Below are 21,848 nucleotides of genomic sequence, written 5' to 3' on the forward strand. Positions count from 1 at the left end.
CGGAACCCCATTGACCCTGATTAACTGGTACGAAAAAAACAAAACACAAGCCGCTGACTGGCAGTCAGAAGCGGGTAACCCTGCGCCCAAAGCCGTGGTGATTGCAGACGACACCACCAAAGCGGATGAAGCCTACCGTCTGGCGTGTGAGGGCACCGCCTTGCTATATCGCGGTGACTTTCAAAATGCCAAGCAATTGCTGCAAGCGATTACGCGGCGTGTAGACCGAAAACCAGTCAAACCGGCGGCTAGCCTGCTGGAAGCGTTTCACCAGCATCGCGCGCGCCAGATCGGTCGTGCCAATATTACGAATAAAGTATTAATCGAGCTTAAATATGGTGCCTGCGATTTACCGCGTGCGCCAGACGTTAAAGCGGCTGTGCAGGCGGCTTTGATTGTGGATGACAACACAGGCAAACTGCCTGCAAGACTTGTGCTCTCATTGCGTGAGTTGCTAGGCATGGTGGGCGCGCATGAATGGCGTAAAAAAGGCGTGCCGATTCATGCGCTGAATGCCAATATACATGCGCATTACGGGGTGTATTCGCCCGTACGTGGTGAGTATCTCGACCTCATTGACCAGGCGCCGCTTAGTAGTCCGCAGGTGGCCTGGGATATTGGTACCGGCACGGGGGTGATTGCCGCCATTTTAGTAGCGCGGGGCGTCAAGCAAGTCGTCGCAACGGACAACCAGCCGCGAGCATTGACGTGTGCCACCGAAAACATCCAGCGGTTGAATATGCAAAGCCATATTCAAGTCATGCAGGCAGACTTGTTTCCAGCGGGTAGTGCGGACCTGATTGTCTGTAATCCTCCCTGGCTACCTGCCAAAGCGAATGCGCCGATTGAGCATGCCGTGTATGACCCCGAAAGCAAGATGCTGAAAGGCTTTTTAAGTGGCTTGAAAGCGCATGTAAATCCTGAGGGCGAGGGGTGGCTGATAATGTCTAATTTGGCTGAGCAGATTGGCTTGCGCCAGCCTGAGGCCTTAAATACATGGATCCATGAAGCAGGGTTGCAGGTGGTCGACAAGCTGGATATTGCGCCAACACATGCCAAGGCCAGCGATCAATCGGATCCGTTATATGCTGCCCGTGCCAAAGAAGTAACCAGTCTTTATCGGTTAAAATGCGTTTGAATTTTGAATAATAGGAATTTGTTATGTCTTTAGGTCCCGTCATGCTGGATGTGGTCGGCAAGGAACTCACCGCCGACGATATCCGCCGCTTGCAACATCCGCTAGTCGGCGGGGTGATTCTGTTTGCGCGTAACTTTGAGAGTTGCGCGCAGCTCAAGGCACTCACAGCCAGTATACATGCGGTGCGTCAGCCGCCGCTGCTGATTGCCGTGGATCATGAAGGCGGTCGCGTGCAGCGCTTCCGAGAAGGCTTTACCAAAATCCCGCCCATGCGCGAGTTTGGCCATATTTGGGACAAAAACCCACGCAAAGCGAAAGAGCTGGCGGTAGAGGCCGGGTATGTGCTGGGCGCAGAGCTAAGGGCGCATGGCGTGGATTTCAGCTTTACGCCAGTGTTGGATATGGACTATGGCGACAGCCTGGTGATTGGGGATCGCGCGTTTCACCGTGATCCGCAGGCGATTAATGAGTTGGCGTTTAGCCTGATGCAAGGCCTTAAAAAGGCTGGCATGGCTGCGGTAGGCAAACATTTCCCCGGGCATGGTTTTGTGGTGGCAGATTCGCATGTGAGCATTCCGGTGGATGATCGCGAGTTTGACCAGATTGCACAAAACGATATGCAGCCGTTTGTACGCATGATAGACGAGGGCTTGCATGCGGTGATGCCCGCACATGTGATTTATCCCAAGGTCGATGATAAACCGGCCGGCTTCTCGTCCCGCTGGCTTCAAAAAGTGCTGCGTGAGCGCTTGGGTTTTAATGGTGTGATTTTCAGTGATGACTTGAGTATGGAGGGCGCCACCGTGGCAGGCGACGTCACTGCACGAACCATGGCTGCTTTGGACGCCGGGTGCGATATGGTGTTGTTATGCAACCGCCCGGACTTGGCCGATGAATTGTTGAACAAGTTAACGTGGAAGATTTCTGCACAAAGTATTGCGCGCCTGGCACGTATGCATGGTGGTCATCATCCGCAGGATATGGTGGCATTACGTGAGTCTGCGGCCTATGTAGAAGCGGTCAAGCGTGTGGCCATGGTCGGTCAAAAAGAGGCGGATTTGTTTGCTTGAAGCCGGACGGTTGCGGTAAGCTAGACAATTATTGATGACAATCTAATCACGGCGTAAACATCGGTATCAATTATGAAATGGATCATTCTTGGCATTTTCTTGGCTTCGGTCAGTTATGTGCACTTCAGGGGCAAGGTTAGGCACCGCTTTTATCGCCAGATATTTGACCATTCCGGCATTGTTTCGCCATTCAATGTATTTTTATACCTGTTCTCCAAAGCGCCGACCACGCCGTATTTGCCGGTGCATGACTTCCCGGAACTGAAAGCGATCACCGACCGCTGGCAAGAGATCCGTGAAGAAGCGTTGTATGTACGCGAACAGGAGCGCATTGCTGCGGCCAAGACCAATAACGATGCCGGGTTTAACTCGTTTTTTAAAACCGGCTGGAAACGTTTTTATCTTAAGTGGTATGACGCACATCATCCCTCTGCCAGCATTTACTGCCCAAAAACAGTCGCCTTACTGCAAAGCATCCCCAGCGTCAAAGCTGCCATGTTTGCCGAGCTGCCGCCGGGCGCGCATCTTCGTCCGCACCGTGATCCCTATGCTGGCTCTTTGCGCTTTCATCTAGGGCTTGCCACCCCTAATGACGATCAGTGTTTTATCCGCGTTGATGGTGAGGATTACAGCTGGCGTGATGGACAGGCCGTCATGTTTGATGAAACCTATATCCATGAAGCCTATAACAAGACCGATGAAACGCGTGTGATTCTGTTTTGCGACATTGAGCGCCCCATGCGCTACCGCTGGGCGCAGACAGTCAATCGGTTTCTGGCCAATACCATCGTTACTGCGGCCAGCTCGCCAAATGAAGCCGGGGACCAGACCGGCGTCATTAACCGCCTGTTTCATTATGCCTGGGTGATCGGTCAGTACCGCCGCCGTTTTAAAAAGTGGAATAAAACCGTTTATCAAATCACGCGCATCGTGCTGATTGCGGTAGTCATTTACGGGCTGTGGAAGCTGTAAACTGAACGATTGTTCACACAAATGTCACGCAAAGCCTTGAAACTTTAGGTGTTTGCCATTATCTTAACTACAGAAGCTGCTTTTAGTTTTAATTGAAAAGAGGAAATACACTATGTCAGATATGCAAGTTTTAGGTCGTGACGGTCAATTATCCGAAACGCAAAATCGCGTACTGCGCAATACATACGCCTTGCTGGGTTTGAGCATGGTGCCAACCGTGATCGGTGCCTATGTTGGCCTGCAGATGAATTTTGGCTGGATGGCGGCACACCCGTTCATGTTCTTTATCGGTTTTATGGCTGTCATGTTTGGTATGTTTAAACTGATTGCGGTTAACCAGAACAGCGGTGTAGGCGTGTGGTTGTTGTTGGCACTGACGTTTGTCTTTGGTGTGATGCTTGGCCCTATCCTGCAATTTGCCCTGCATCTGCGCAACGGCGCTGAAATTGTAGGCTTGGCTGCTGCCGGGACTGGGATCACTTTCTTAAGCTTGGCTGGCATTGGTTCTTCCCCAGCCCGTGACTTCAGCGGTATCGGCAAGTTCCTGATGATAGGTCTGATTCTGGCCATTGTCGCTGGTTTGGCTAATATGTACTTCCAGATTCCAGCCTTGTCATTGGCAATCTCTGGTGTCTCAGTACTGATTTTCTCCGGCTACATTTTGTACGACGTGAACCAGATCGTGCGTGGCGGTCAGACCAACTATGTGATGGCGACCTTGAATCTGTATCTGGATATCTACAACCTGTTTGTGAACCTGTTGAATATTTTGCTGGCAGTATTAGGCAACCGCGACTAAGTTCTGAGTTTTTCCATCTCAAAAAACCCGCCAAGCATTTGGCGGGTTTTTTATTTGCATCAATTTAGTTCATGCGAAAAAAGAGTTTGTGATTGGTTGTTTTTAGCCAGCGTGGTTTATTTCAGCCATATGCATTACTGCTTTTAATGTGAGATATTTTTAAATTATTGATTTTATTAATAAAAAATACACTTAATTAAGTGGTTCGGTTTTTGCAGTATCTCCTCCACATGGAGGGGTGAAGTGCTTAATAAAAAAATAAAATCAGTATTGCTTTTAGGGGTTTATTCTTGTTTTTCAATCGCGGCAGATACCAATGATGCTGTTGTCTCTAGTAAAGAAGTCAAAGCTATTGAGTCAACAAAGGGCATTGAATTAGATGAGGTAGAGGTCAAGGCTAAGCGAAGAACTGTCATTACACCTTTGCCCGGATTAGTCATAGACCGGGAGCAAATGACCACTAATGTTCAAAGTATCAGTGGTAAAGAAATTGCGGATTCTAAATCAGTCAATATTACTGACTTAATGAATAGCACAATGCAATCTGTGACTATTAATGACTACACCGGTAATCCTTTTCAACAAGATCTAAATTTTCGTGGCTTTACAGCTTCACCTCAAATCGGTACGCCGCAGGGTATCTCTGTGTATTTAGATGGTGTAAGGGTTAATGAGGCTTTTGGAGAGGTTGTAAATTGGGATTTCATTCCCATGAATGCTATAGCCAGTCTTGACTTAATCCCTGGCTCTAATCCTTTATTCGGATTGAATACACTTGGCGGTGCTTTAGCAATTACCACGAAAAATGGTTTTACGCATAACCAGTTGCATGCAGAAATAATGGGAGGATCTTGGGGAAGGGAGCAGGCTCAGTTCTCAAATGGCTTCAATAATGGCAAGTTAGGATTATTTGTAGCCTATAACCATTTCAAAGAGGATGGCTGGAGAGATAACTCTCCTTCCAATGTACGTCAATTATTCACCAGCGCTAATTTACGAAGTGACTATGGTGAGGTTAGTTTGACGGCTTTGAATGTTGACACCGCTTTAACGGGTAATGGTGTAGTGCCTTATGAAATGTATGAGCAAGATAGGCGAGCAGTTTTTACATCTCCTGATCAGAACAAGAATGGGCTTGAGCACTACAATCTTACGGGTAGATTTGATCTAAATGATAATCTAACACTTTCTGGGTTGACGTATCGTCGCAGTGTTAAGCAGGGGGCTATTGGTTCAGACTTTTACGATGGCTTCCCGGCGATGTCTAATCGTATCGGCATTTCAACGCCATTGTGTGCTGATGGGAGCTATCCTGATGGCGGCACTAACTCTGATAGTCCAGGTTCTGGTTGTGCAGGTTTATTGCCTAATGGTGTATTAAGTAATTCGAACTTGGATCAGGGCTCAAAAGGGCTTGCATTTCAGTTAAATCACGTCACCGATAAAAATCAATTCACTGCTGGTGTCACTTATGACACGAATGATATTAATTTTAAGCAAAGTGAAATGTTTGCCGATATTGGCCCTGACCGTCGGTTGATTGAAAACTCAAGTTATTACACAGACTATGGCTTGATTGCCGCAGAATTTCCGATAGTCAGAAATCGTCTAACCGGTAGTAGCACTACAAAAAGTATTTTTTTGAGTGATACTTGGTCACCTGTCGAAACTGTTCATTTCACACTTGGAGCAAGGTTCAATCATACTCGAGTTAAGAATTATCTTGAGTCAGAGCGTGGTAAGGCGTTATATCAGTTTGATAATCCAACTAGTTATTTTGATTCTGACAATGACAGGTGTGCAGAGAATGACAGTGACTCTGAAGCGCGTTTCATTTGTACAAAAGGAAATTATTTGTACCGAAGCTTCAATCCCTCTGCAGGCTTTGCATGGGAAGTTAAGCCAAATTTGGTAGCTTATGGCAACGTAAGTAGGGGGGCACGTACCCCTTCGGTCATTGAGCTTGGTTGTGCTATTGACAGAACGCAAATCGTTAACGACGTAAATTTCCAATTTGGTTGCGCGATCCCAACATCACTTACGGCTGACCCTTATCTCAAGCAGGTACGATCTACATCTTACGAGGCAGGAACCAGAGGGGTATTGCAGAGCTTTTTAGGCAATCAACCTCTCAACTGGAATCTGAGTCTTTTTAGAACAGAGCTCTCAAACGATATTCTATTTGTACCCTTAGGTCGTAAGAATCGAGGGGTATTTGATAATTTTGGGGCAACCCTTAGGCAAGGAGTTGAAGCGAGTTTTTCGAGTACTTGGAACGCACACCGCTTCAGCTTTAACTACACCTGGATGAAAGCGACCTTTGAGTCGCCCTCATCAATAATTAACCCCAATAACAGTTCTAACGTTGTTGTTGATTCCCAGAATTATGTATATGTGAAGCCTGGTGATGAGTTGCCAGGAATGCCTAACCATATTATCCAAGCGAGTTGGAATTATACGCCTACTAAAAAGTTTGATATGACATTGAATATGGTGTTGCACTCATCATCTTATGTCCGGGGAAATGAGAATAACGAACACCAGCCACGTGCAGCAACAAACACTGTAGTGTCTGGCACAAACCGTGATCCTTATGACTATATCGGCAAAGGAACCATTCCCGGTTACGCCGTTTTTAATATTCGCGCCAATTACAAGTTTGATAACGGATTTTCCGCATTTGCGCGACTCGATAACTTATTTGACCGTGAATATGCCACAGCGGGAAATCTTGGTCGAACCCCATTTACCCCAGCCAGTGGTGGGGCTGCAACTGATTCTGCAGGATTTAACTACAACTCTGATCAATGGAAGAACACCACGTTTATTGGTCCTGGTGCGCCGCGAGCCATATGGTTTGGATTGAGTTATGACTTGGACTGGAAGTCAAGAAAAACCAAGCTTGATTAGGTGGTTGTTTTTATCAACCAATTGGCTCTCGGAAGTTGGTTTAAAACAACCTAAAAAATAGGCTTTTAGCTCGATATTATTTTTGACTCTATTAAATATATGATTTTAATGATTATTTGTATTTTTTATCTATTTGGCATGGCTTTTGCAAAGTCTCTATTGATAACTGATTAGTACAAAGGTATGTGAGGAGAATTATGAAAACGGTAAATATAACCAGTCTGCTGGCCGCAGTGTTCGGGTCATTTTTGGTGGCATCGGAAGCAAGTGCTGCTTTCGTTGATTTGCCGACTGCAAGAAATACACCTGGCTGTGGCAGGGCCAACTCTGTGTTGATTAGATGTGGCGGTGTTGCCAACTCAACAAACGATCCCTTATACATCCCGACCGGGACTTTGAAGGCGGATGGTACCTATAATTTCCCATCATCCTTGTCTTTAATTAATCAGGTAGATACAAACTTTTTGAGTGGTAGTGGTGCTACCTATTATTCAGGAAAGTTTTCGGATTATGTATTTATTGACTCCACCACAAATTCTGTTGTGATTGGTTCAAGATTGTTTTTCGGAACTCGTCCAGATGGTTTGAGAAATGTTGCAGAAGCGAACGACATTTTTCGTTATGGCTACAGCGGATTTAGCGTACAGGCTGGTTGGACACGTCTATCAGATTCAGATTTAAGACTTTACAGCGTTGCCTCATCCAATAAGGGGCTAGGCCAAGGCGCCGACGTTTATGATCCAAATGTTGTTGATTTTAGATCTGATATTAATGCCTCTGAGGGTAATCCATTATCAGGCTTATATTTAATTCGAACCAACGCCACTGCTTTTAAAGTCATTAACAACGCTATCGAAATTCGCCAGGGTGGTGAAGAGGGTCAATCTGTCCTATCAGTCAAGTTGTCAGGATATGCACCAACTAAACTAGAAGCAGGCATCCTCTCGGGTGAAAAAATTAATACTTATGGTGGAACTTACGCGAATGATATGAATATCAGTGGTGGACTGAACGTAAGTTACGGAAACACTCAGTTCAACGGTGCCGTAGTTGCAAACTCGAGTGCTGTTATCACAACCACACCCCAAACAAAAGTAACGTTCAATGGAGAATTCAATCAGCGTGTTGGCGCTCAGTTGGGTGGTGGTGGAGTTTTTGAATTCAATGGCGGGTACTCAGCAGGGAATAGCCCAGGTGCAGTAACTATTGATGGTGATGTTGTCTTTGGTACCGCTAATGAAACGCTTGTTGAAATCGGCGGATTAATACAGGGCACTGATTATGATCACTTGACTGTTAATGGCAACTTGACATTTGGAGGCATTCTCAAGCTTTCCTTTATCAATGGCTATTCAGGTAATGCCGGTGATTCGTTCGATTTATTTGACTTCACAAGTTCAAGTGGTGCTTTTGCTCAAATTGTTGCGCTTAATCCTTTGCAGAATGGCCTTAGTTGGAATTATGACGCTACCTCAGGTGTGCTCAGTGTGATTTCAGTAACACCGGTTCCAGAACCATCGGAGCTGGGTATGCTGCTTTGCGGTCTTGGTTTGGCAGGACTTATGGCAAGACGCAAAAAATAATTAGCCATTTTGTAAAGCTAAACAGCCATGAATTTATAACGTTTAATTTTGTTGATATAAAAATTGATAGGAGATCAAGCATGAAGCTTAAATTATTAATCTGCTCAACGTTGCTCGCAATGACTGCGATGTCTGCAGAAGCTGGCAACTTTCAAACACTGACCAATGGTAATGGCACTAATGTTTCTGCTGCTTTAGGAGGCTTCGTTCAGGGCTCAAATAACCAAAACGCCGATAAGCTCTATATAGAGACAGTTTCAGCAACTTACTTAACTGGCTACGATGATGTTTCCACCTCATTTGCTGATGGTGGTAGCGGCGATATTGTCGCTAGTTTAATTAATTACCGTACTTTTAGCGCAGGCACTACTTTATCGACTGGGACATTGACTTTGGTGGACTGGAAAGTTACTCGCGGGGTCGATTTGGCACCAGGGTCTGCACAAGCTGACATTTTTGATTTTGTTTATCGTGACAGTGCAGATAACACCTTGGTATTTGGTACTCGTTATTTGAACCGTGAAGACAACAGTGAAGAAGCTAACTATCTCTATCGTTACGGCTTTACTGGCTATAACACAGCAGCAGCGTGGACATACTCTTCTGATTATGATTTGAGAATGTATCAAGCCGCTAAAACAGACTCTACAGCAGGTGGATCAGTGTTTGCACTCTCTGAAGGTACCGTTCGTCAAATGGGTGACTTCAGCTTGACAGAAGAGAATCCATGGTCCGGCCTTTTCCTAGTAAAGACTGATGCAACTGCATACACCCTTGGTGCTAAGGCAATTGGCTTTTATCAGGCTGGTGAAGAGGGTCAAGACCCTGCAGGTGGTTTTATTGGAGGGTTTGTGCCAACTACCGTCACGCCAGTGCCTGAACCAGAAAATTTTGCTTTGATGATGTTAGGTTTAGGCGTGATTGCTGCAGCGCGTCGTCAAAAGAAACAAGCTTAATAACTAAAAAAGCATACTCGCTTTAACTTGAAAAATATTTTTTAAATAAGGGCGGTAACTCCGCCCACTTTTTGAGGGGAATCTCTATGAAAAATGTAATTAAAACTTCTGTACTGGCTGCATTATTGGCTCTGTCAACTCAAGCCTCTGCTAAAACTGCAACCTTTGATTTGAACTTTATTGCTACAAATAACTACGGCACAACTTCAAGCAGTGTAGGGTCTATTACGATGACTGATTTGGCTGACTTGAACTTAGGTGATGGTGCCAGTGGTGTTCGTGTTACTGTAAGCTTGAATAATCTGAGCCAGTTTGCTTCTGGTAATACCGGTGCAGTTTGGATTTCATCTTACGAGATGAACTTTGCAGGTACAGAAAATTTAGGGAATGATAACTACCGTAATGTGGCTGGTTTAGGCACAAACGATATTGAGTGGGAAGAAAACGGTTGCGTCAGTTATGGCGCCAGCTGTGGTACCCCTCAAAAAGGTTGGGGTGGTGCGACGGGTGATGCTGCTTGGGGACAAGAAATCAATTTTGCAACCAGCACTTTTACCAATGGTCAATTCTCAACGATTGATTATCTGAACGGTGGTGTTGCTGGCTACACAGGTTTCTCAGTGGATCAGTTTCTGGCAAATGCTGTAAGCAATAATGGCGACACTAATGCGCCTGATGCATATTTCTGGATTCGTATCCGTGGTAACACCGCTCAAAACGGTGGTGGTATGGCTTCAAGCGGCTACTGGGGTAATAGCTTCACTAATGGCTCAGGTAATGGCTTGAACTACCGTTTGAACGTGTTGGCTACATCTGCAACCGTTGTACCAGAAGCTGAAACATTTGCCATGATGATGGCAGGCTTGGGTCTGATTGGTGGCATCGTTCGCCGTCGCAAAGCTGTTTAATTTTAAGCTGTATCCGTTGTAAAACAAACCCGCCTTTGGCGGGTTTGTTGTTTTATATGGCTGTGATAAGCGCTTGTGATCTGGTCGTTATCCATTTGATTTGGCTAAGCGACGCTGCCTGAAGAAATCACTTAATAACGCGCCACACTCATCAGCCAAGACGCCATGACTCACCACACAGTGATGATTGAGTTTCTGCTCCGCCATCAAATTCACTACACTGCCGCAACAACCCGTTTTGGGGTCGCTGGCACCGTAAACCAGACGCGCAATTCTGGCATGTTGTATGGCGCCGCTACACATGGCACACGGCTCAAGGGTGACGTATAAAGTGCAGCCAACCAGTCTATAGTTACCTAAGTGCTGCGCTGCTTCACGCATGGCCTGGATTTCCGCATGGGCGGTGGGGTCATTAAGGCTGATGGGGGCGTTGCGGCCTTTGCCGATAATCTGCCCCTCTTTGACCACAATCGCGCCGACCGGGACCTCGCCCAGGTTTGCTGCCTCATTTGCCAGCGCGATGGCAATGCGCATAAATGCTTCGTCTTGCATGCTTATCTACTACTATTTTTATCGGCGAGGCGGATCAGTATGTACACCAGCCCCATGACAAATGCGCCGGCCAGCCAGATGGCGATTTCTTCATAAGTCGGTGTGGCATCTTGTACAGGGAGCACAATCAGTTTGCGCAAAAACATGACCAGTACCACCTCGACAAAGGTTTCTACCAGTAATTTGTGGCCGCGCAGGTAGCGAATTTCTGCCGAGATGAGGGCAGAGATGGACCATAACAGCATCAAGGTGCCCAAGGCGCGCAAAAAGCCATGAACCAGATTATGTGCGTAAGCCGCTTCCTTCACGTCGAGGAAAAATAGCCAGGTAAACATCAATACAGAAGTGGCCAGAGCAAGGCCGATAATAATATGCGCGAACCCATTGAGCCAAAGCATGGCCTTGATGGCGATGCGGTTGAGTGGTGCAAATTCTTCAGGTAGTTGTTCTTGCGACATATTGGATCCAATCAATGCGACAGCAAGGATGATAAATCATTTGCTAAGCAATTGCTCCAGTGGAATCTCGCAACAGGCTTTGAGCAGCCATTGCATGGCTTTGCCCATTTCGCTGGGCCGCTGTTGGCGCCAGGCAATAAAAGTGGGTCCCACCGGTTTCGGTTCTGATACCTGTTTTAGCACAAGTTTGCCCTGCGCAGCGGCCGCTTGTGCCATAAATTTTGGTAGATAGCCGATGGCAATTCCTGCCATTTGCGCCTTTAATTTTGTCTGCATGTCAGGCACGGTGAGTACATCCTGTCCAGAAAGAATGCCTGAGGTCCTTGGGGGCAGGTTGCGTGAACTGTCTGCGGCCGCTACAACGCGATACTGCACAATATCACTTGCGCTGAGCGGCTCTGGTAATGCGGCAAGCGGATGATGCGGGGCCACACAAAACACAAATTCCAGTTGTCCGAGCAAATGTGTAGAGAAGCCGCCGCCAGGCGGAGCGTCTCCTGGAGCCCCAATAGAGATATCAGCCCGCCCCGTCTGTAATGCATCCCAACTCCCGCCATACACCTCACGGACCAGCTTCACCCGAGTGCCAAAGCCTTGCTGGTAAAAGGCTTGTAGCAGATTGAGTACCGGGTCGAAATCAAATAAATCGCTAATCGCAATGGCAATATCAGTTTCAATACCGGTCGCAACGCGTTGTACGCGGCGCTCCAGCGCATGCGCAGCATCGAGTAAATAACGGCCTTCTTTGAGCAGTTCGGCACCGGCTTCGGTCAGCGTGGCGCGGTGGCCACTGCGGTCAAAAAGCTCCAGCCCCAAATCTTCTTCCAGTCTGCGGATGGTGTAGGTGAGTGCCGAGGGGACACGGTATAGCGACTCAGCCGCGGCGGCAAAACTGCCTTTGCGGTCAATCGCATCAATGACTTCAAGGGCTTCCAGACTCAGTTTAATGGCCATAGCTGAAGGGATAAGGTTGAAAAAGGGCGGGGTGGTTCATCGCATTAAGTGCTAACAGCTTCATCAAAAAATCTGAACAAGTGATGCAAAATGTTTTGCTATCTAAAGATTAAGTGTTTTTTTATCATACATTTAAACTTTCAAATGGAGTGAATAAATGTTGCATGTTCGCCCTTCAAATAGTCGTGGTTATGCTAATCATGGCTGGTTACAAAGCTTTCACAGTTTTTCTTTCGCCAGTTATTACGACCCTGAGCATATGAGCTACTCGGTGTTGCGGGTGATCAATGACGACAAAATCGCCCCCGGCACGGGGTTTGGTATGCATGGCCACCAGGACATGGAAATTATTACCTACATGTTGGCGGGGGAGTTGCGCCATACTGACAGCATGGGCCACAGCGCAGTGATTCGCGCGGGGGATGTACAGCGCATGAGTGCAGGGACGGGTATCCGTCATAGTGAGATGAATGCATCCTCGCAGACCACGGCCCATTTGCTACAAATCTGGATCACCCCTGATACGCAAGGCTTGGCCCCGGCGTATGAAGATAAAACCATCCCGCTGGCTGACAAGCAAAACCGCTGGGCCTTGATTGCTTCGTCTGATGCCCGCGCCGGGTCATTAAAAGTGCATCAGGATCTGTCATTGTATGCCACGGTACTGACAGCAGAGGCTGCTTTGCCGGTTGAGGTCAATGCGGGACGTTGTGCTTACCTCCATATTGCATCCGGCGCAGTGGTGATCGGTGGTCAACGGTTGCAGACAGGGGATGCCCTCAAGGTAGATGCCCCGGCTTCTCTCTCGATACTTGCTGCCCAAGACAGCGAAATATTATGGTTTGATCTGCCTGAAATAGTCGAATAATCGTTTTTACATTTTTTAAAGGAGCAATGACATGACTCAAGTTTCAATTGTTTATCACAGTGGGTATGGTCATACCGCTGAGCAAGCTAAAGCCGTGGCCCGTGGCGCGCAAAAGGTTGCGGGTGTGACCGTCAATCTTTTAACTGTGGATGAGGCGCAGCAGCAGTGGGATCTGCTCAAGGCCAGCGACGCCATTATCTTTGGCAGCCCAACCTATATGGGTTCGGCTTCAGGCCAGTTTAAAACTTTTATGGATGCCAGCTCGAAGGCCTGGTATACCCGTGACTGGAAAGACAAGATTGCGGCTGGCTTTACCACTTCTGCCAGCCAGAGTGGTGACAAGCTTAGTACCTTGATCCAGTTGGCTGTGTTTGCCGCGCAGCATGGCATGATTTGGGTGGGCCAGGATTTGCTGCCGGGGAACAATAACAGTAATGGTTCGGTCAACGACTTAAACCGTCTGGGCAGCTTTTTAGGTGCCATGGCGCAGGCGAATGCTGACCAGGGCCCGGACTTGGCGCCGATTCAGAGTGACCTGCTCACGGCAGAGCACCTGGGTGAGCGTGTGGCCAGTGTTGCGTTACGTTTTGCGAAAGCCGCTTAACCACGGCCTCATTAAAAACCTATCCTAATTCACGATCTAACAAGGAGAACTCAGTGAAAAAGTTAATTTTGACGCTCGGCTTGATGATGGCTACTCAGGCCTGGGCGGTGACCGATACCTACAATATCGATGGCACCCACAGTTTTGCCAATTTCAGTATCCGTCATGTTGTTTCCAAAACTTCAGGGACTTTTAACGATGTCAGTGGCGTCATTACCCTGGATCCCACCAATCTGAATACGGCGACCGTACGTGCTGCGATCAATGTCAGCAGTGTGAATACCGGGTTTGGCAAACGTGATGAACATATCAAGGCGGATAAGTATCTGGATGTGGGAAAATATACCCAGATTTTGTTCGAGAGCACCAAGGTCACGGCCAGCAACCAGACGCAGGCAGTGATGCAGGGTAAGTTGACCATGCATGGCGTGACCAAACTGGTGGATATTCCCGTGAAAGTGTTGGGCTATGGCGCCGATCCATGGGGTGGTCAGCGCGCCGGTTTTGAGGGGCATTTGACCATCAAAGCTTCTGATTATGGTTTTGGCTGGGCGACGGGCGCAAATGCGCCGGTCGGTGACGACATTGAAATAACCTTGTTGGTTGAAGGTGTGAAAGCAAAATAATTTTAAATCCATGCGCGGACGTTTTGTCCGCGCAGTGTTTATTGTATGCAGGGAATGAGGAGCGAGTATGACATTGGATTTATTTTCCCCGGGCAAACTGGGCAGCATTGAGATCAAAAACCGTATTGCAATGGCCCCACTGACACGTAACCGTGCAGGCGAGGGCGGTGTACCACAAGCAATGAATGTCACCTATTATGAGCAGCGGGCGACTGCCGGGCTGATTATTACCGAAGCGACCCCGATCTCACCGATGGCGCATGGCTATCCTGCTTTGCCAGGCATTTATACTGATGCGCAGGTGGCTGGTTGGAAAAAAGTGACTGATGCTGTGCATGCCAAGGGCGGAAAAATCGTCATTCAGTTGTGGCATGTAGGCCGTATTTCACACCCCAGCCTGTTACCCAATCAGGCATTGCCAGTGGCGCCTTCAGCAATTAAGCCTGCCGGCCAGGCATTTACCTACCAGGGTTTACAAGATTACGTGACCCCGCGCGCACTGGAGGTGTCCGAATTGGCTGGCATCGTGCAGGATTATATTCATGCCACAAAATGTGCCATTGCAGCGGGTTTTGATGGTGTAGAAGTGCATGCGGCCAATGGTTATCTGCTAGACCAGTTTTTGCGCGACGGTAGCAATCAGCGCCAGGATCAATATGGCGGGCCGGTAGAAAACCGTATGCGATTACTGCTCGAGGTGGTGCAGGCGGTGGTGGATACAATAGGCGCAGACAAAGTGGGGGTGCGCTTGTCACCGGTGAACCCATTTAATGATATGCATGATAGCCAGGCGCAGCAAACATTCAATCATGTCACGGATGCCCTGAATCGCTTCACGCTGGCCTATCTGCATGTGGTGGAAGGGGGCATTCATGGCGGTGGCAAAGCTGAGCCATTTGATTTTGCGGCGATGCGTAAATTGTTTAAGGGCGGTTATATCGCAAACCTGAGTTATGACAAGGCGCGCGGGAATGCGGCGATTGCCAGTGGCCATGCAGATGCAGTCGCTTATGGTGTTCCGTTTATTGCCAACCCGGATCTGGTTGAGCGGTTTGCAAAAAATGCTCCACTCAATGAGGCTGATTCCAAAACGTTTTACGGCGGTACCGAGCATGGCTACACCGACTATCCCTTCTTGAGTGCCTGATCGTACTCGTGTCTATCTTGTGTTGACGGGGTAGACACGCTCTACTTGGCGACTAATGCTTGCTGCTCAGGAGGCGCGAGCGTAAAATCCGCACAACCGAATATTTGCGGGCCTCTCTGGCTCGTTATATATGCATCCACATCATGCCTCTGCGAGCTTAATTCTGCATGTCTAGCACCAGCACTGTTTCATCTACTCCAATATCCCTGGCCTCAAGAAAGCTGGTGGTTGCCAACTGGAAAATGCATGGCAATCTCATGCGTAACCAGCAATTGATTCAGGCCTACCTGCCAGCTTTGGCCGCTTGTACGCGCACTGAGGTCGTGGTCTGCGTGCCTTATCCCTATCTTGCGCAAATTCAAACCCTGTTGACGGGAACTTCTGTCGCTTGGGGCGCACAAAATGTTGCGAAATATGAGGAAGGTGCCTACACCGGTGAAGTAGGGGCGCAAATGCTGACCGATTTTGGCGCCAGGTATGTGATTATTGGCCACTCGGAGCGCAGCACGGCTTATTGTGAGTCCGATGAAAACATTGCTGAAAAATTCATGATGGCCAAACGGCACGGCTTAACACCTATTTTATGTGTGGGTGAAACGCTGCTGGAGCGTGAAGCAGGCGTCATGGAGCGTGTGGTTGGCAAGCAGCTGGAAACCATCATCCGCTTATTTGGCGGTGAGGCCTTTGCTGGCAGCATTGTTTCTTATGAGCCGATCTGGGCGATTGGCACCGGACTGGCGGCCACTTCGGAGCAGGCGGTCGCCATGCACCAGTTTATTCGAGAGACGGTTGCCGCCTCCGATAAAACGGCGGCGGACACGCTAAAAATCCTCTACGGGGGCAGCGTAAACCCGCAAAATGCGGTACAATTGTTGAATCAGAAGGAAATTGATGGCGCGCTGGTCGGTCGTTGCTCGCTAGATGCAGAGCAATTTATAAAAATATGTCAGGCCGTCCCTGAAAATAGCGTCATCTAGATAGCGAAAGAGCCAAAAGCCAAATCGTTATTACTTAATGGATTAAAGAAATATGGAAAACGTCATTCTCGTCATTCATGTGCTGGCAGCTGCTGCCGTGATTGGCCTGGTCTTATTGCAGCATGGTAAGGGTGCCGATATGGGCGCCGCTTTTGGCAGTGGAGCCTCCGGCAGTCTATTCGGCGTGTCTGGGTCCTCTAACTTGCTGAGCAAGCTGACATCGATTTTTATTTCAGTGTTTTTTGCAACTAGCTTGACGCTGGCCTTTATGTCCAGCCATAAAGCAAGTTCTGGCAGTGTGGTTAAATCCACAGTGACCCAACAGGCTCCGGCCAAAGGTGAGGCTACAGAAGTGGCCAAGCCGGTTGAAAATACACCCAAAGATATTCCTAACTAAACATTGGCCGTCGTGGTGAAATTGGTAGACACGCTATCTTGAGGGGGTAGTGACGAAAGTCGTGCGAGTTCGAGTCTCGCCGACGGCACCAGATAGAGTTGCTTGCAACTTTGCTCTGGCAGGGAATAGATGGTTTGGGAGTGTTTTAATGGGCGGCTAGCTGCATTGAAATAACTTGTTAACATGATCGATGAAGGCAAATCAGTGTTAGAAAACTATTTCCCGATTTTGATGTTTATTCTGGTGGGGCTGGGCGTTGGTCTTGGTCCGTTGCTTGCCGGTAAAATTCTCTCTCCGCACAAACCTGATGCGGAAAAAAACTCTCCATACGAATGTGGCTTTGAAGCCTTTGAAGATGCGCGCATGAAGTTTGACGTGCGCTACTATCTGGTCGCCATTCTGTTTATTCTGTTTGATCTCGAAATTGCATTTCTTTTTCCATGGGCGGTGGTGATCCAAGAAATTGGTTCTGCTGGCTTCTGGGCAATGATGGTGTTTTTATTTGTATTGGTGGTCGGCTTCATCTTTGAATGGATGAAGGGCGCCCTTGAATGGGATTGATGCAAAATGAGCATTGAAGGCGTATTAGAAAAAGGCTTTGTTACCACCACGCTGGATACGGTGATTAATTACACCCGTACCGGTTCATTGTGGCCGATGACGTTCGGTCTGGCTTGCTGTGCGGTTGAAATGATGCATGCCGGCGCTTCGCGTTACGATCTTGACCGTTTCGGGATTGTGTTCAGGCCCAGCCCACGTCAGTCTGACGTGATGATTGTGGCGGGCACGCTGGTGAACAAAATGGCGCCTGCGCTGCGCAAGGTGTATGACCAGATGGCAGAACCGCGCTGGGTAATTTCCATGGGTAGTTGTGCTAACGGTGGCGGCTACTATCACTACTCTTATGCAGTGGTGCGCGGCTGTGACCGGATTGTGCCGGTGGATGTATATGTTCCTGGGTGTCCGCCCACTGCCGAGGCCTTGTTGTACGGCATTATCCAGTTGCAAAAGAAAATCAAGCGTACCAATACGATTGCCAGAACCTGATGGTGACGCGCTCTGACAACATACTAAGCCCTAGAAATTAACTATGTCTGCAAAACTCGAACATTTGTCTGCACAGCTCAAGTTGGCCTTGGGTGAGGGTGTGGTCAGGCTGGAGCAACAGTTGGGTGAACTCACGGTGGAAGTTCATGTGAAACACCTGCTGGCCGTGGCTGAAAAATTGAAAACTCATGCGGAGCTCAAATTTGAGCAACTGATTGACTTGTGTGGGGTGGATTATCTGGAGTATGGCGATGGCCGCTGGGAAGGTCAGCGCTTTGCTGTGGTGCTGCATTTGCTTTCGGTCAGTTTGAATCAGCGTGTGCGTATCCGTGCGTTTGCAGCTGACGATGACTTTCCTGTGTTTCCGACTTTGGTCGATATCTGGCCGGTCGCCAACTGGTTTGAGCGTGAAGCTTTTGACCTCTACGGCATCATGTTTGAAAATCACCCGGATTTGCGTCGTTTGCTGACAGATTACGGTTTTGTCGGTCATCCTTTCCGTAAAGATTTCCCCATGATTGGTAACGTTGAAATGCGTTATGACCCTGTTCAGCAGCGCGTCATCTATCAGCCAGTATCGGTAGAGTTGCGCAATAATGTGCCAAGGATTATTCGTGATGAAGGTGCTCACCATGGCTAATCACTTGCAAGCTTCAATTCAATGCGGCGTTGTCATTGCTTGCCGTTTTGACTCATACAGTCTGTGCAATTCCGCCTTGTTTTGGGCTGAATCTTGCAAGCTGAGGAATGGTTAGTATGGCTGAAATTAAGAACTATACGATGAACTTCGGCCCGCAGCACCCTGCGGCACACGGTGTGTTGCGTTTGGTGCTGGAGCTGGATGGTGAAGTGATCCAGCGCGCCGATCCACACATTGGCCTGCTGCACCGTGCCACTGAAAAACTGGCTGAGAACCGCACTTATTTGCAAAGTGTGCCTTATATGGACAGGCTGGATTATGTCTCCATGATGGCCAATGAGCACGCCTATGTCATGGCGATTGAAAAAATGCTCGGCATTGAGGTGCCAGTGCGCGCGCAGTATATCCGCGTCATGTTCGACGAAATTACCCGTATTCTCAACCACTTGCTGTGGCTGGGCGCACATGCGCTGGACGTCGGCGCCATGACGGTTTTTCTGTACGCGTTCCGCGAGCGTGAAGATTTGTTTGATGTATATGAGGCCGTGTCTGGCGCCCGTATGCATGCGGCGTATTACCGCCCGGGTGGCGTATATCGTGACCTGCCGGAAAAAATGCCGCAACACGAAACCACCAAATTCCGTAGTGCAGAAGAAGTTAACAAGCTCAATGAAAACCGTCAGGGTTCCATGCTGGATTTCATTGAAGACTTTACCAATCGCTTCCCGACCTATGTAGATGAATATGAAACACTGTTAACCGATAACCGTATCTGGAAGCAGCGGACAGTGGGTATTGGCGTGGTGACACCGGAGCGCGCATTGGCATTGGGCATGACCGGTGCCATGTTGCGTGGTTCTGGCATTGCCTGGGATTTACGCAAGAAACAGCCTTATGAAGTCTATGACAAGATGGACTTTGATATCCCGATTGGCGTCAATGGCGACTGTTATGACCGGTATCTGGTGCGTGTGGAAGAAATGCGTCAATCCAACCGTATCATCAAACAATGCATAGACTGGTTGCGCAAGAACCCAGGGCCAGTCATTACAGATGACAATAAGATTGCCCCGCCAAACCGCGAAGGGATGAAAACCAATATGGAAGACTTGATCCACCACTTCAAGTTATTTACCGAGGGTTTCCATGTTCCCGCAGGGGAGGCCTATGCTGCGGTTGAGCATCCCAAAGGCGAGTTCGGGATTTATATGGTGTCAGATGGTGCCAATAAACCCTACCGCCTGAAAATCCGTGCGCCGGGCTTTGCCCATTTGGCTGCATTGGATGAGATGACCAGAGGCCACATGATCGCCGACCTGGTAGCCATCATTGGGACACAAGATATTGTGTTCGGTGAGATCGACAGATAATCCGAACAACGTGATAGCGCGGATCGAAAAGATAGTAAGGTAAAAGCATGCTCAGTGCAGAATCGATTGAAAAGATTGAATACGAACTGTCCAAATATCCAGCTGACAGGCGTCAGGCAGCGGTGATGTCTGCATTACGCATCGTCCAGATGGAGCGTGGCTGGTTATCCAAGGAAAGTATTTCCGAAGTAGCCAAGTACTTGCGCATTCCGGAAATCGCGGCGTTAGAAGTCGCTACCTTCTACAACATGTATGATCTCGAGCCAGTCGGAAAATACAAAATTACGGTCTGTACCAATATTTCTTGCATGTTGCGTGGCTCAGATGAGATTGTCGAGCACTTGCAGCACAAGTTGGGTGTGGGCTTCAACGAAGTTACAGCGGATGGTAAATTCTGCCTGAAAGAAGGCGAGTGTATGGGCTGTTGCGGTGGCGCACCGTTACTGCATGTGAATAACAGTGAAATGCACGAATTTCTGACCACCGAAAAAGTGGATGCCCTCATTAACGAGCTAAACAAGGGCTAGGATACGGAATATGGCTAAGACTTCAAATGCTTCCTTGAATAGTAAACCAGTGATCAAAACTGATTTGGCCGGCCAGACTTTGGTGACTTTGCGTACACTTAGCGAAGACAATCCTGCCGCCCTGGCAACGTATGAGAAATTAGGCGGCTATGCCCAGCTCAAGCGCTTGGTGACCGAAAAAGTGAAGGCCCCGGATATCATCAGCCAGGTCAAGGTGTCCAATTTGCGTGGTCGAGGTGGTGCAGGCTTTCCGACCGGCCTCAAATGGAGCTTTATGCCGCGTTATTACGACGGCACCAAATATCTGGTTTGCAACACAGACGAAGGCGAGCCAGGTACATTTAAAGACCGTGACATTATCCGTTATAACCCGCATCAGTTAATTGAAGGCATGGCGATTGCCGCTTATACGCTGGGTGCACGCGTGGGGTATAACTATATCCACGGTGAAATCTGGCAGGATTATGAGATTTTTGAGGCTGCGTTAGCTGAGGCGCGTGAAGCTGGCTACCTGGGTGAAAACCTGTTCGGCACTGAATTTAGCTTTGATCTCTATGCTGTCCATGGATACGGTGCTTATATCTGCGGTGAAGAAACGGCCCTGATTGAGTCGATTGAAGGCAAAAAAGGCCAGCCTCGTTTCAAACCACCATTTCCTGCTAGCTACGGTGTATTTGGCAAGCCGACCAACGTCAACAATACCGAGAGCTATGCCTCCATCCCCTGGATCATGCAGCATGGCGGTCAGGCATTTGCAGATTTAGGCGTGCCTAATTCTGGTGGCAGTAAGTTATTCTCGGTGTCTGGTCATGTTGAAAAACCAGGTAACTACGAGATCAAAATGGGGACACCTTTTAAGGACCTGCTGACCATGGCCGGTGGTGTTTGGAAAGGTCGCAAACTCAAAGCGGTGATTCCAGGTGGCCCTTCCACTGCGGTCATGCCAGCGAGCGCCATTGAAAATGCCACCATGGACTATGATGGCTTGAGCAAAGCCGGCTCCAGCCTGGGTGCAGGTTCCATGATTGTGATGGACGAAACCACCTGCATGGTGAAAACACTCAAGCGCTTAAGCTATTTCTTTTATGAAGAAAGCTGTGGGCAATGCACGCCTTGCCGCGAAGGCACCGGTTGGGTGTACCGCATTATCGAGCGTATTGTCGATGGCAAAGGCAAGATGGAAGATCTCGACTTGCTGACTGATTTAAGTAACAACATTTCTGGCCGAACCATCTGTGCTTTGGGCGATGCTGCAGCAACGCCTGTGTTGAGTTTCATCAAGCACTTCCGTCCCGAATTTGAGTATTACATCCAGCATGGCAAATCCATGGTAGATGGTAAATAA

At 48.4% G+C, this 21,848-nt stretch carries 23 protein-coding genes and 1 tRNA gene; 21 read left to right on the forward strand and 3 right to left on the reverse strand.

Features of this window, described 5'->3' with window-relative positions; all coding sequences use genetic code 11:
- Nucleotides 1-10: 10 nt before the first annotated feature.
- From ACT53G_RS04660 to ACT53G_RS04695, 8 genes are all read left to right on the forward strand, one after another.
- Nucleotides 11-1,138 carry a methyltransferase gene (locus ACT53G_RS04660; RefSeq protein ID WP_476168841.1) on the forward strand — a complete coding sequence of 376 codons (1,128 nt, stop codon included), beginning with the start codon at nt 11-13 and terminating at the stop codon, nt 1,136-1,138.
- 23 nt (nt 1,139-1,161) lie between these two features.
- Entirely contained in the window at nt 1,162-2,208 is a 1,047-nt protein-coding gene (gene nagZ / locus ACT53G_RS04665) for a beta-N-acetylhexosaminidase (protein ID WP_379075528.1), read from the forward strand.
- A gap of 72 nt (nt 2,209-2,280) precedes the next feature.
- Nucleotides 2,281-3,180 (forward strand): lipid A hydroxylase LpxO, encoded by a 900-nt coding sequence (gene lpxO, locus ACT53G_RS04670; protein ID WP_379075531.1) that lies wholly within the window; start codon nt 2,281-2,283, stop codon nt 3,178-3,180.
- Between the two features lie 112 nt (nt 3,181-3,292).
- Nucleotides 3,293-3,979, forward strand: coding sequence for a Bax inhibitor-1/YccA family protein (locus ACT53G_RS04675; protein ID WP_275355822.1), 687 nt, complete (start codon nt 3,293-3,295; stop codon nt 3,977-3,979).
- A gap of 243 nt (nt 3,980-4,222) precedes the next feature.
- The gene (locus ACT53G_RS04680) at nt 4,223-6,889 is read left to right on the forward strand and encodes a TonB-dependent receptor (RefSeq protein WP_379075534.1); all 2,667 of its coding nucleotides are present in this window, start codon (nt 4,223-4,225) and stop codon (nt 6,887-6,889) included.
- Between the two features lie 197 nt (nt 6,890-7,086).
- Nucleotides 7,087-8,472, forward strand: a complete 1,386-nt coding sequence (locus ACT53G_RS04685; protein ID WP_338654764.1) for a PEP-CTERM sorting domain-containing protein — start codon at nt 7,087-7,089, stop codon at nt 8,470-8,472.
- An 80-nt stretch (nt 8,473-8,552) separates the two neighbouring features.
- Complete coding sequence (locus ACT53G_RS04690; protein WP_379075537.1) at nt 8,553-9,428, forward strand: PEP-CTERM sorting domain-containing protein; 876 nt, start codon at nt 8,553-8,555, stop codon at nt 9,426-9,428.
- An 86-nt stretch (nt 9,429-9,514) separates the two neighbouring features.
- Nucleotides 9,515-10,336, forward strand: a complete 822-nt coding sequence (locus ACT53G_RS04695; protein ID WP_379075540.1) for a PEP-CTERM sorting domain-containing protein — start codon at nt 9,515-9,517, stop codon at nt 10,334-10,336.
- 87 nt (nt 10,337-10,423) lie between these two features.
- Here ACT53G_RS04695 and tadA read toward each other — a convergent pair whose 3' ends face one another.
- Genes tadA through ACT53G_RS04710 form a run of 3 tightly spaced genes read right to left on the reverse strand, consistent with a single transcriptional unit; the run spans nt 10,424 to nt 12,300 of the window.
- Complete coding sequence (tadA, locus tag ACT53G_RS04700) at nt 10,424-10,888, reverse strand: tRNA adenosine(34) deaminase TadA (protein WP_313988374.1); 465 nt, start codon at nt 10,886-10,888, stop codon at nt 10,424-10,426.
- Between the two features lie 2 nt (nt 10,889-10,890).
- Nucleotides 10,891-11,346: a phosphate-starvation-inducible PsiE family protein gene (locus ACT53G_RS04705; protein ID WP_194748184.1), complete on the reverse strand. Its 456-nt coding sequence runs from the start codon at nt 11,344-11,346 to the stop codon at nt 10,891-10,893.
- A gap of 36 nt (nt 11,347-11,382) precedes the next feature.
- Nucleotides 11,383-12,300 (reverse strand): LysR family transcriptional regulator, encoded by a 918-nt coding sequence (locus tag ACT53G_RS04710; RefSeq protein ID WP_476168842.1) that lies wholly within the window; start codon nt 12,298-12,300, stop codon nt 11,383-11,385.
- 157 nt (nt 12,301-12,457) lie between these two features.
- On the opposite strand from ACT53G_RS04710, the gene ACT53G_RS04715 reads away from it, so the two are divergent.
- The 13 genes from ACT53G_RS04715 (at nt 12,458) to nuoF (ending at nt 21,848) form a co-directional block, all read left to right on the forward strand.
- Nucleotides 12,458-13,168 carry a pirin family protein gene (locus ACT53G_RS04715; RefSeq protein WP_476168843.1) on the forward strand — a complete coding sequence of 237 codons (711 nt, stop codon included), beginning with the start codon at nt 12,458-12,460 and terminating at the stop codon, nt 13,166-13,168.
- Nucleotides 13,169-13,199: 31 nt separating this feature from the next.
- A complete protein-coding gene (locus ACT53G_RS04720; RefSeq protein ID WP_194748181.1) occupies nt 13,200-13,772 on the forward strand; it encodes a flavodoxin family protein in 573 nt (190 codons plus the stop codon).
- Between the two features lie 53 nt (nt 13,773-13,825).
- Nucleotides 13,826-14,398, forward strand: coding sequence for a YceI family protein (locus ACT53G_RS04725; protein ID WP_476168844.1), 573 nt, complete (start codon nt 13,826-13,828; stop codon nt 14,396-14,398).
- Between the two features lie 67 nt (nt 14,399-14,465).
- A complete protein-coding gene (locus ACT53G_RS04730) occupies nt 14,466-15,545 on the forward strand; it encodes an alkene reductase (RefSeq protein WP_476168845.1) in 1,080 nt (359 codons plus the stop codon).
- Between the two features lie 167 nt (nt 15,546-15,712).
- On the forward strand, nt 15,713-16,522 hold the full coding sequence (tpiA, locus tag ACT53G_RS04735) for a triose-phosphate isomerase (RefSeq protein WP_313988360.1): 810 nt from the start codon (nt 15,713-15,715) through the stop codon (nt 16,520-16,522).
- Nucleotides 16,523-16,574: 52 nt separating this feature from the next.
- Entirely contained in the window at nt 16,575-16,919 is a 345-nt protein-coding gene (gene secG, locus ACT53G_RS04740; RefSeq protein WP_476154230.1) for a preprotein translocase subunit SecG, read from the forward strand.
- A 6-nt stretch (nt 16,920-16,925) separates the two neighbouring features.
- A tRNA-Leu gene (locus ACT53G_RS04745) sits at nt 16,926-17,010 on the forward strand.
- Between the two features lie 113 nt (nt 17,011-17,123).
- The gene (gene ndhC / locus ACT53G_RS04750; protein ID WP_029148540.1) at nt 17,124-17,480 is read left to right on the forward strand and encodes an NADH-quinone oxidoreductase subunit A; all 357 of its coding nucleotides are present in this window, start codon (nt 17,124-17,126) and stop codon (nt 17,478-17,480) included.
- A 6-nt stretch (nt 17,481-17,486) separates the two neighbouring features.
- Entirely contained in the window at nt 17,487-17,966 is a 480-nt protein-coding gene (locus tag ACT53G_RS04755; RefSeq protein ID WP_018985714.1) for a NuoB/complex I 20 kDa subunit family protein, read from the forward strand.
- A 43-nt stretch (nt 17,967-18,009) separates the two neighbouring features.
- Nucleotides 18,010-18,606: an NADH-quinone oxidoreductase subunit C gene (locus tag ACT53G_RS04760; RefSeq protein ID WP_275355805.1), complete on the forward strand. Its 597-nt coding sequence runs from the start codon at nt 18,010-18,012 to the stop codon at nt 18,604-18,606.
- Nucleotides 18,607-18,722: 116 nt separating this feature from the next.
- On the forward strand, nt 18,723-19,976 hold the full coding sequence (locus tag ACT53G_RS04765; protein ID WP_476168846.1) for an NADH-quinone oxidoreductase subunit D: 1,254 nt from the start codon (nt 18,723-18,725) through the stop codon (nt 19,974-19,976).
- A gap of 47 nt (nt 19,977-20,023) precedes the next feature.
- Nucleotides 20,024-20,503, forward strand: coding sequence for an NADH-quinone oxidoreductase subunit NuoE (gene nuoE / locus ACT53G_RS04770; protein WP_194748174.1), 480 nt, complete (start codon nt 20,024-20,026; stop codon nt 20,501-20,503).
- A 10-nt stretch (nt 20,504-20,513) separates the two neighbouring features.
- Complete coding sequence (gene nuoF, locus ACT53G_RS04775; protein ID WP_476168847.1) at nt 20,514-21,848, forward strand: NADH-quinone oxidoreductase subunit NuoF; 1,335 nt, start codon at nt 20,514-20,516, stop codon at nt 21,846-21,848.

Source organism: Methylophilus sp. DMC18 (assembly GCF_056314005.1).